This is a genomic window from Aquabacterium sp. (genome assembly GCF_035476535.1).
Taxonomy (GTDB): domain Bacteria; phylum Pseudomonadota; class Gammaproteobacteria; order Burkholderiales; family Burkholderiaceae_C; genus Pseudaquabacterium.
The window spans coordinates 1-8,571 of record NZ_DATILJ010000177.1 but is presented as its reverse complement, the minus strand read 5'-3'; the positions used below and the strand labels follow the sequence as shown (position 1 = coordinate 8,571).

Here is an 8,571-nt window from a genome sequence, read left to right as displayed (position 1 = left end):
CGGCGAGATCACGGCCGCTTCGCGCGAGCAGAGCACCGGCCTGGGTGTCGTCAACGGCGCGGTGATCCAGCTCGATCAGATGACGCAGCAGAACGCCGCGCTGGTGGAAGAGTCTGCCGCCGCCGCCGAGAGCCTGCGCGAGCAGGCTGGGCGCTTGTCCGGCCTGGTATCCACGTTCCGATTGACGGCCGCCTGAGATCTCAGAACACCTGCGTGCGGGCTTCCAGCCAATCCTTGGCGGGGCCGCTCACCCGCGGCGATAGACGTTCCCGCACCATCACGTGGTAGCGGTTGAGCCAGTCGATTTCGTCTTCGCGCATCAGGTTGCGCGCTATGCAGCGCACGTCGATCGGGCAGAGTGTGAGCGTCTCGAATGCCAGCATGTCGCCGAAGGCGCCGTTCTCGGGTGTTTCGGCCGGCACGTTGAGCACCAGGTTCTCGATGCGCACGCCCCACTGGCCGGGCCGGTACACGCCGGGCTCGATCGAGGTGATCATGCCGGGCTCCATCGCCATCGTCGCTTCGGGCACCGCCTTGCTGATGCTTTGCGGGCCTTCGTGCACGTTGAGGAAATAACCCACACCATGGCCGGTGCCATGGCCGTAGTCGATGCCTTCGGCCCACAGCGGCGCGCGGGCAATGGCGTCCAGCATGGGGCTCAGCGTGCCGCGCGGGAAGCGCGTGCGCGACAGGTTCATCATCGCCTTCAGCACCAGCGTGAAGTCGCGCTGCTGCGCCGCGCTGACCGTGCCGATCGGCCAGACCCGCGTGATGTCCGTGGTGCCGCCCAGGTACTGGCCGCCGGAATCGATCAGCAGCAGGCCATTGCCTTCGATCCATGAGTACGCCGAGGGCAGGGCGCGGTAGTGCGGCAGCGCGCCATTGGCATTGAAGCCGGCGATGGTGGAAAAGCTCAGGCCGACGAAGCCGGCACGTCGGGCGCGCGCGGCAGACAGCTTCTCGTCGATCGTCAGTTCGCTGATGCGCTCATGGCCTAACGCGCTTTCGAACCAGGCGTAGAACTCGCACATCGCGGCGCCGTCCTCGGCCATCGCCTCGCGCACGAAACCGGCTTCGGCCTCACCCTTGCGGCTCTTGAACAGCGTGCTGGGGTTGATGGCCTCGACCACGCGCACGGCCGACGGCACCTGCTGGCGAAAGCCCAGCGTGATGCGGCGTGGGTCCACCAGCAGCACGCTGCCGGCGGGCAGGGCGGCCAGAGCCGGAGCGGCCTGGGCGTAGTCGGCCAACGCGAAGCCTTCTGCCTGCAGTTGCGTGGCCAGCGCGGCGGGCACCTTGCCGGCGCCGACGAACAGCGTCGCGCGGGTCGCATCGATCAGCAGGTGGGCGATGAAGACCGGGTTGTATTCGACATCGGCGCCGCGCAGGTTGGTGATCCAGGCGATGTCGTCGACGGTGGAAACGAAGTGATGGCTGGCCCCTTGGCGCGCCATCGCTTCGCGCACCCGCGCCAGGCGCGTGCTGCGCGGCTCGGGCGCCTGCGGCGCGGCATGCGCGTAGACGGCGGCCACCGGCAGTGCCGGCCGGTCGGGCCAGACTTCGGCCAGCAGGTCGAGGTCGGTGCGCAGCTGCACGCCTTGCGCGTCGAGGGCCTGGCGCAGCTGCTGCGCGCCGGCCAGGCCCAGCACCTGGCCATCGGCCAGCACCACGTCGCCGCGCTGCAGCTGCTGCGCCAGCCAGTCGATGTGGTGGCTGGCCGCGGTGGTGGGAATCTTCACCAGCGTGATGCCGCTGCCCTGCAACTCCTTGTCCGCCTGCACCCAGTAGCGGCTGTCGGCGAACAGCGCGGCCTGGGTCGGCGTGATCACCAGCGTGCCCATCGAGCCGGTGAAGCCGGACAGCCATTCGCGCCCTTGCCAGCGCCCGGGCAGGTATTCGCTCAAGTGCGGGTCGGCCGAGGGCACCAGCAGTGCGGCGGCGGCATGGCGGGCCAGGGCTTCGCGCACACGTTCGACGCGTTCGCGGTTCGGGGAGAGGCGGGTGTCCATCGTGCGGGCTCCGAAGGGGGTGGCGCGGCACTCGGGTCGAGCGCCGTCCGGGGCTGCGGATTTTAGGCGGGCCGGGCCTCGTCCGGGCCGACCGGGCTTGCCGGCGCTGCATCGGCGGCCATCGGCACCGCCACCACGCGCGCATGGCGCTCGAAGGTGAAATAGGCCCAGGCCCAGTCGATCAGCACGACCAGCCGGTTGCGGAAGCCGATCAGGAAATAGATGTGCGCGAAGAGCCAGAACACCCAGGCGAAGAAGCCCGAGAAGCGCAAGGCACCGAACACCGGGACCGCCAGGTCCACCACCGCGGCGCGGCGGCCGATGGTGGCCAGGTTGCCGTAGTCGATGTAGCGGAAGTTGCGGGTCGGCTCGCCTTTCAGGCGGCGCAGCAGGTTGGCGGCGGCCAGCCGGCCCATCTGCTTGGCGGCCGGGCTGACGCCGGGCACGACGCTTGGTTCACCGCGGCCATGACCGGGGTTGTGGCTCTTGGCTGATGCCAGATCGCCGATGACGGTGATTTCCGGATGCCCGGCCAGGCTCAGATCGGGCTGCACGATCACGCGGCCCGCCCGGTCGAGCGTGGCGCCGGCGCTGTCGGCCAAGGACCGGCCCAGCGGTGAGCCGGCGACGCCCGCGGCCCACACCACCGTGCGGCTGGGCAGGTGATGAGCCCGCGCTTCGCCGTTTTCGCGGGTGCTGTAGTGCACGCCGGTGGCGTCGATGCCGGTCACCTGCGCGCCGGTGCGCACATCGACATGCAGGCGCTGCAACTGTTCACGCGCACGCTGCCGCAGCGCCGGCACGAAGCTACCCAGCACATGTTCCGAGCCTTCGATCAGCACCACGCGGGCCTGCGTCGAATCGATGCGGCGGAACTCGCGCGACAAAGTCTTCTGCGCAATCTCGCTCAGCGTGCCGGCCATCTCGACACCGGTGGGTCCGGCACCGACGACGACGAAGTTCATCCACGCCGCGCGCTCCACCGGGTCGGCACAGCGTTCGGCGCGCTCGAAGGCGCCGATCACCCGCGCGCGCAGGTCGAAGGCATCGGCCAGCGTCTTCAGGCCGCGTGCGTGCTCGGCCCAGTCGTCATGGCCGAAGTAGCTGTGCGTGGCGCCGGCGGCGACGATCAGCTGGTCGTAGGGCAGGCGTTCACCATCGTCCAGCACGACGGCCCGGCCGGGCGCATCGATGGCCATCACCTCGGCCTGCAACACGGTGAGCCGGCCGCTGGCCACCTGTTGCCGCAGGATGTGGCGGATGGGCGCGGAGATGGCCGGCGCGCTCAAGCCGGCGGTGGCCACCTGGTAGAGCAGCGGCTGGAACAGGTGGTGGTTGGTGCGGTCGATCAGCGTGATGTCGATGGCCTCGTCGCGCGCCAGCGCACGCACTGCCTCCAGGCCGCCAAAGCCGCACCCGATCACGCAGACTCGGGTTCTTGTCATGGCGGCAAGCATAGCGCGCGGGCCGGCTATGCTCGGGTCAACCCCTACACACACCCCGGACGACGATGCGCCTTTTGCTGGTGGAAGACGACCGCATGATCGGCGACAGCCTGCGCCAGGCGCTGCGCCTGGAGGGCCATGCGGTGGACTGGGTCTACGACGCCGCGGCGGCGACCAGCGCGCTGGCCAGCGAGCGCTTCGACCTGCTGCTGCTGGACCTGGGCTTGCCCGATGCGCCCGGTGCCGCCACGAGGCCCGATGGCGGCCTGGCGGTGCTGAGAGCATTGCGCGGCCGCGGCGACACCACGCCGGTGATCGTGCTCACCGCGCGCGATGCGCTGGGCGACCGCGTGGCCGGCCTCGATGCCGGGGCCGACGACTATCTCGTCAAGCCCTTCGATCTGGATGAACTCACGGCCCGCATGCGCGCGGTGATGCGGCGCCACGGCGGCCGCGCGAGCACGGTGCTGGAACATGCCGGCGTGCGGCTGGACCCGGCCACGCGGGAGGTGTCCAAGGACGGTCTGCCGGTGCTGCTGTCGGCGCGTGAATTTGCGGTGCTGGAAGCGCTGATGCAGCGGCCCGGCGCGGTGCTGTCGCGCGCACAGCTCGAAGACCGGCTGTATGGCTGGGGCGAAGCCGTGGAGAGCAATGCCGTCTCGGTGTACGTGCACCAGCTGCGCAAGAAGCTGGGCGCCGATGTGATTCAAAGCATGCGCGGCGTCGGCTACTTCATGTCCAGGACATGAATTCGATCCGCGTCCGATTGCTGTTATCGCTGCTGGTGGCGCTGGTGCTGGCCGCCGCGGTGGTGGGGGGGGTCACCTACCGCAACGTGCTGCACGAAGCCGAAACGCTGTTCGACTACCAGCTGCGGCAGATGGCGCTGTCGCTGCGCGACCAGGGCGAGATCGCCGGCGACGAAGCCGCGGCGCTGCGCGACGAGGACCTGGACTTCGTGGTGCAGATCTGGCGCATCGACGGCCGCAGCGTGTACGCCTCGCGCGCGCACAAGTCGCTGCCGTCCAGCGCGGTGATGGGCTTTGCCGACATCGCGGTCGATGGCCGGCAATGGCGCAGCTTCGGCATCGCCGCGCACGATCGGGTGATCCAGGTCGCGCAGCCGATCGCCATCCGCGAAGGTCTGGCGGCCAACGCCGCGCTGCGCAGCGTGCTGCCGCTGGTGGCGGTGGCGCCGCTGCTGGCGGCCGCGCTGTGGTGGCTGATCGAGCGCTCGCTGCGGCCGCTGTCGCGCATGGCACGGGCGCTGCGCGAGACCGATGTCGCGACCTTGCGGCCGCTGCCCGATGCCGGCCTGCCCGACGAGGTGGCGCCGCTGGTGCGATCGCTCAACGCGATGCTCGAACGCCTGGGCCAGGCCTTCGACAGCCAGCGCGCCTTTGTCGCCGATGCCGCGCACGAACTGCGTTCCCCGTTGACCGCGCTGAAGCTGCAGGCCCAGTTGCTGCGCCGCGCCGGCGACGAGCACAGCCGAGGCGCCGCGCTGGACACGCTGGTGGCCGGCGTCGACCGCGCCACGCGCCTGGTCGAACAACTGCTGACCCTGGCACGCCAGGAGCCGGGCGCCGCGCCGCGTGCCCACGAGCCGGTGGCACTGGCGCCGCTGCTGCGCCAGGTGCTGGCCGACAGCGCGCCGCTGGCCCAGGCCCGCGGCACCGCGCTGTCCCTGCAGGTCGAGGCCGCCGACGAGACGGCCTCGGTGCCCGGCGACGCTGCCGCGCTGGCCGTGCTGGCGCGCAACCTGGTGGATAACGCGCTGCGCTACACCCCCGCCGGCGGCCAGGTGCAGGCCGGCGTGGCGCGCGACGGCGGCCGGCTGCTGCTGCGCATCGACGACAGCGGGCCTGGCATTCCCAACGCCGAACGTGAGCGGGTTTTCGGGCGCTTCGTGCGCGGCAGCACCGCCGCGCAGGACAGCGGCAGCGGCCTGGGCCTGGCCATCGTGCGCTCGATCGCCGAGCGCCATGCTGCGCAGCTGGCCTTGCTGGATTCACCGCTGGGCGGGCTGCGCGTCGAACTGCGCTTTCCGGCGGCCTGAGGCGGCCGGCGTGCTTCAGCCCGCCGCCAGCATGCGTGCCAGCCGGTTGTGGTGGCCGATCAGCACACCCAGGTCCAGCGTCGTCAAGCGGCCTTCGCGCACGACAAGCCTGCCGTTGACGACGGTGTAGGCCGCCGGCGCTGGCGCGCACAGCAGCAGCGCGGCCACCGGGTCGTGCACCGCGCCGCCGGCCATGGCGACCGTATTCAGGTCATAGATCGCCAGGTCAGCGGCCATGCCGGGCGCCAGATGGCCGATGTCATCGCGGCCCAGCACACGCGCGCCGCCGCGCGTGGCTACTTCGAGCGTCTGCCGGGCGCTCATCTCGGCCGGGCCGCGGTCGCAACCGTAGGTGAGCCGGCCATCGGCGCCTGCGCTGGGCGCCTCGGCGGCCCGCGCCACCCGCGCCAGCAGCAAGGCCTGGCGCGCCTCGCCGAGCAGGTGAGCGCCGTCGTTGCTGGCGCTGCCGTCGACGCCCAGGCCCACCGGCACGCCGGCGTCCAGCATGCGACGCAGCGGTGCGATGCCCGAGCCCAGGCGCATGTTGCTGCAGGGGCAGTGCGCCACGCCGGTGCCGGTGGCGGCAAAACGGCCGATGCCGTGGGCATCGAGCTTGACGCAGTGCGCATGCCAGACATCGTCACCCAGCCAGCCCAGCGATTCGGCGTACTCGGTCGGGCTCATGCCGAAGTGCTGGCGGCTGTAGGCCAGGTCGTGGTCGTTCTCGGCCAGATGGGTGTGCAGCCGCGCGCCCAGCGAGCGGGCGAGTGCGGCCGAGTCGCGCATCAGCTCGCGGCTGACCGAGAACGGCGAACACGGCGCCGCGGCCACCTGCTGCATCGCGAAGCGGCGCGGGTCGTGGTAGCGCTCGATCACGCGCTGCGTGTCGGCCAGGATGTGGTCTTCGCGCTCCACCAGCGCATCCGGCGGCAGGCCGCCGGCGCTTTCACCCACGCTCATGCTGCCGCGCGTGGCATGGAAGCGCAGGCCGATCGCGGCGGCGGCGTCCAGGCTGTCGTCCAGGCGCACGCCGTTGGGGTAGAGGTACAGGTGATCGGCGCTGGTGGTGCAGCCCGACAGCAGCAACTCGGCGGCGGCCAGCTGCGTGGACACCTGCACCATCTCCGGCGTCAGCCGCGCCCACACCGGGTACAGCGCACGCAGCCAGCCGAACAATTCGGCATCCTGCGCGGCGGGCAGCGCGCGGGTCAGCGACTGGAACATGTGGTGGTGGGTGTTCACCAGGCCGGGCAGCACCGCGTGGCCCTGCGCGTTCAGCGTGTCGTCGGCCTGCACGTCGACCGGCCGTTCGCCAGCGGCCCACACGGCTTCGATCGCCGGGCCGCGCAGCAACAGGCTGCCGCCGCGCAGTTCGCGCCGCTGGGCGTCCATGGTCACGATGACGTCGGCATCGTGGATCAGCAAGGTGGCTTCGGCGCGGGAGCCGGCGGCCAGGTCGAGCGGGTGCGCCATGCGCTGATTCTGCGGCAGCATTGCGCCGCTGCGATTCAAACAGCCCTGCGGTCTGGTGCGCCGGACAACCGGGTCGCCCGCCGATAATCAGCGCGTGAACACGCCGCCACTGCCCCACACCCAGCCGCGCGAATTCCTGCGTGCCCTCTACGATGCCGCCGTTGCGCGTGCGCTGCCCGAGCGGGTGATCGGCGGCTTCCTGCCGCCGCCGCCGCGTGGCCGCACCGTGGTGCTGGGCGCCGGCAAGGCCGGCGGTGCGATGGCTGCTGCAGTAGACGCCCTGTGGCCGCGCGAAGCGCCGCTGTCCGGCCTGGTGGTCACGCGCTACGACCATGTGCCGCCGGCCTATGCGCAGGCCGGCGGCCGCATCGAGGTGGTGCAGGCCGCGCACCCGGTGCCCGACGAAGCCGGCCGCCGCGCCGCGCAGCGCATCCTGCAGCTGGCGCAGGGGCTGACGGCCGACGACCTGGTGCTGTGTTTGATCTCCGGCGGCGGCTCGGCGCTGCTGGCGATGCCGGCCGAAGGGCTGAGCTTCGAGGACAAGCAGGCCATCAACAAGGCGCTGCTGAAAAGCGGCGCGGCGATCGATGAGATGAACACCGTGCGCAAGCACCTGTCGGCGATCAAGGGCGGGCGGCTGGCCGCGGCCTGCGCACCGGCCCGCGTGGTGACGCTGCTGATCAGCGATGTGCCGGGCGATGAACCTTCCATCATCGCCAGCGGCCCGACGGTGCCCGATGCCAGCAGCTGTGCCGACGCGCTGCGCATCCTGCAGCGCTACGCCATTGACATTCCGGCGGCCGCGCGGGCCGGGCTGGAAAGCGGGGCCTTCGAAACACCGAAGCCCGGGGACGCTCGTTTTGCGGGTCATCAGGTCAGCATGATCGCGACGCCGCAGCAAAGCCTGGAAGCCGCTGCCGAACTGGCGCGCAGCGCCGGGCTGGCCGCGCACATCCTCAGCGACGAGATCGAAGGCGAATCGCGCGAAGTCGGCAAGGTGCACGCGGCGCTGGCGCGCGCGGTGGCGCGGCGCGGTGCGCCGTTTGCACGGCCCTGCGTGATCCTGTCCGGCGGCGAGACGACGGTCACGGTGAAGAGCAAGGGCGGCCGCGGTGGCCGTGCCACCGAGTTCCTGCTCGGCTGCACGATTGCACTGCAGGGAGAGCCCGGCGTGCATGTGCTGGCGGCCGACACCGACGGCATCGATGGCATCGAGGACAACGCCGGCGCCCTCGTCACGCCCGACACGCTGGTGCGTGCGCAGGCGCTGGGGCTGAAGGCCGCGGACTACCTCGACCGCAACGATGCCTACAACTTCTTCAAGCCCCTGGGCGACCTGGTGGTGCCGGGGCCGACCTTCACCAACGTCAACGATTTCCGGGCTTTGCTAGTGCTGTAGGGCGCTGTCGATCCTTGAAAGTGTTGCTGGGTCGGCTACCGGCTTTCGGCCCATTGCGGTCTTTGGTGGTTGCTGGAAGCGGACGTTTGGACTGTCTTGCCTTTGCCGGTGATTCTTCGTTGCACTGCGCCGGGATTCCGCCCCGGCAGGCGGGTCACTTTCTTCCTGGCCGAAGAAAGTAACCAA

General features: G+C 70.8%; 6 protein-coding genes and 1 pseudogene. 4 read left to right on the top strand and 3 right to left on the bottom strand.

Annotated features, from left to right (window positions below; genetic code table 11):
* Positions 1-196: pseudogene (locus tag VLK61_RS17210) on the top strand (hypothetical protein); the annotation flags it as partial.
* A 4-nt stretch (positions 197-200) separates the two neighbouring features.
* Here VLK61_RS17210 and VLK61_RS17205 read toward each other — a convergent pair.
* Both VLK61_RS17205 and VLK61_RS17200 read right to left on the bottom strand, forming a co-directional pair.
* Positions 201-2,009 carry an aminopeptidase P family protein gene (locus tag VLK61_RS17205; protein ID WP_325422841.1) on the bottom strand — a complete coding sequence of 603 codons (1,809 nt, stop codon included), beginning with the start codon at positions 2,007-2,009 and terminating at the stop codon, positions 201-203.
* Positions 2,010-2,071: 62 nt separating this feature from the next.
* Positions 2,072-3,454 (bottom strand): NAD(P)/FAD-dependent oxidoreductase, encoded by a 1,383-nt coding sequence (locus tag VLK61_RS17200; protein WP_325422840.1) that lies wholly within the window; start codon positions 3,452-3,454, stop codon positions 2,072-2,074.
* Between the two features lie 65 nt (positions 3,455-3,519).
* Here VLK61_RS17200 and VLK61_RS17195 point away from each other — a divergent pair, with 65 nt between their 5' ends.
* Together VLK61_RS17195 and VLK61_RS17190 are read left to right on the top strand one after the other, a co-directional pair.
* A complete protein-coding gene (locus VLK61_RS17195; RefSeq protein ID WP_325422839.1) occupies positions 3,520-4,203 on the top strand; it encodes a response regulator transcription factor in 684 nt (227 codons plus the stop codon).
* Positions 4,200-5,513, top strand: coding sequence for a sensor histidine kinase (locus VLK61_RS17190; protein WP_325422838.1), 1,314 nt, complete (start codon positions 4,200-4,202; stop codon positions 5,511-5,513). The genes VLK61_RS17195 and VLK61_RS17190 overlap by 4 nt, the downstream gene beginning before the upstream one ends.
* Positions 5,514-5,528: 15 nt before the next feature.
* Here the strand turns inward: VLK61_RS17190 and VLK61_RS17185 are convergent, their stop codons facing one another.
* The gene (locus VLK61_RS17185; RefSeq protein WP_325422837.1) at positions 5,529-6,986 is read right to left on the bottom strand and encodes an 8-oxoguanine deaminase; all 1,458 of its coding nucleotides are present in this window, start codon (positions 6,984-6,986) and stop codon (positions 5,529-5,531) included.
* 94 nt (positions 6,987-7,080) lie between these two features.
* Here VLK61_RS17185 and VLK61_RS17180 point away from each other — a divergent pair, with 94 nt between their 5' ends.
* Positions 7,081-8,385: a glycerate kinase type-2 family protein gene (locus tag VLK61_RS17180; RefSeq protein WP_325422836.1), complete on the top strand. Its 1,305-nt coding sequence runs from the start codon at positions 7,081-7,083 to the stop codon at positions 8,383-8,385.
* Positions 8,386-8,571: the final 186 nt, after the last annotated feature.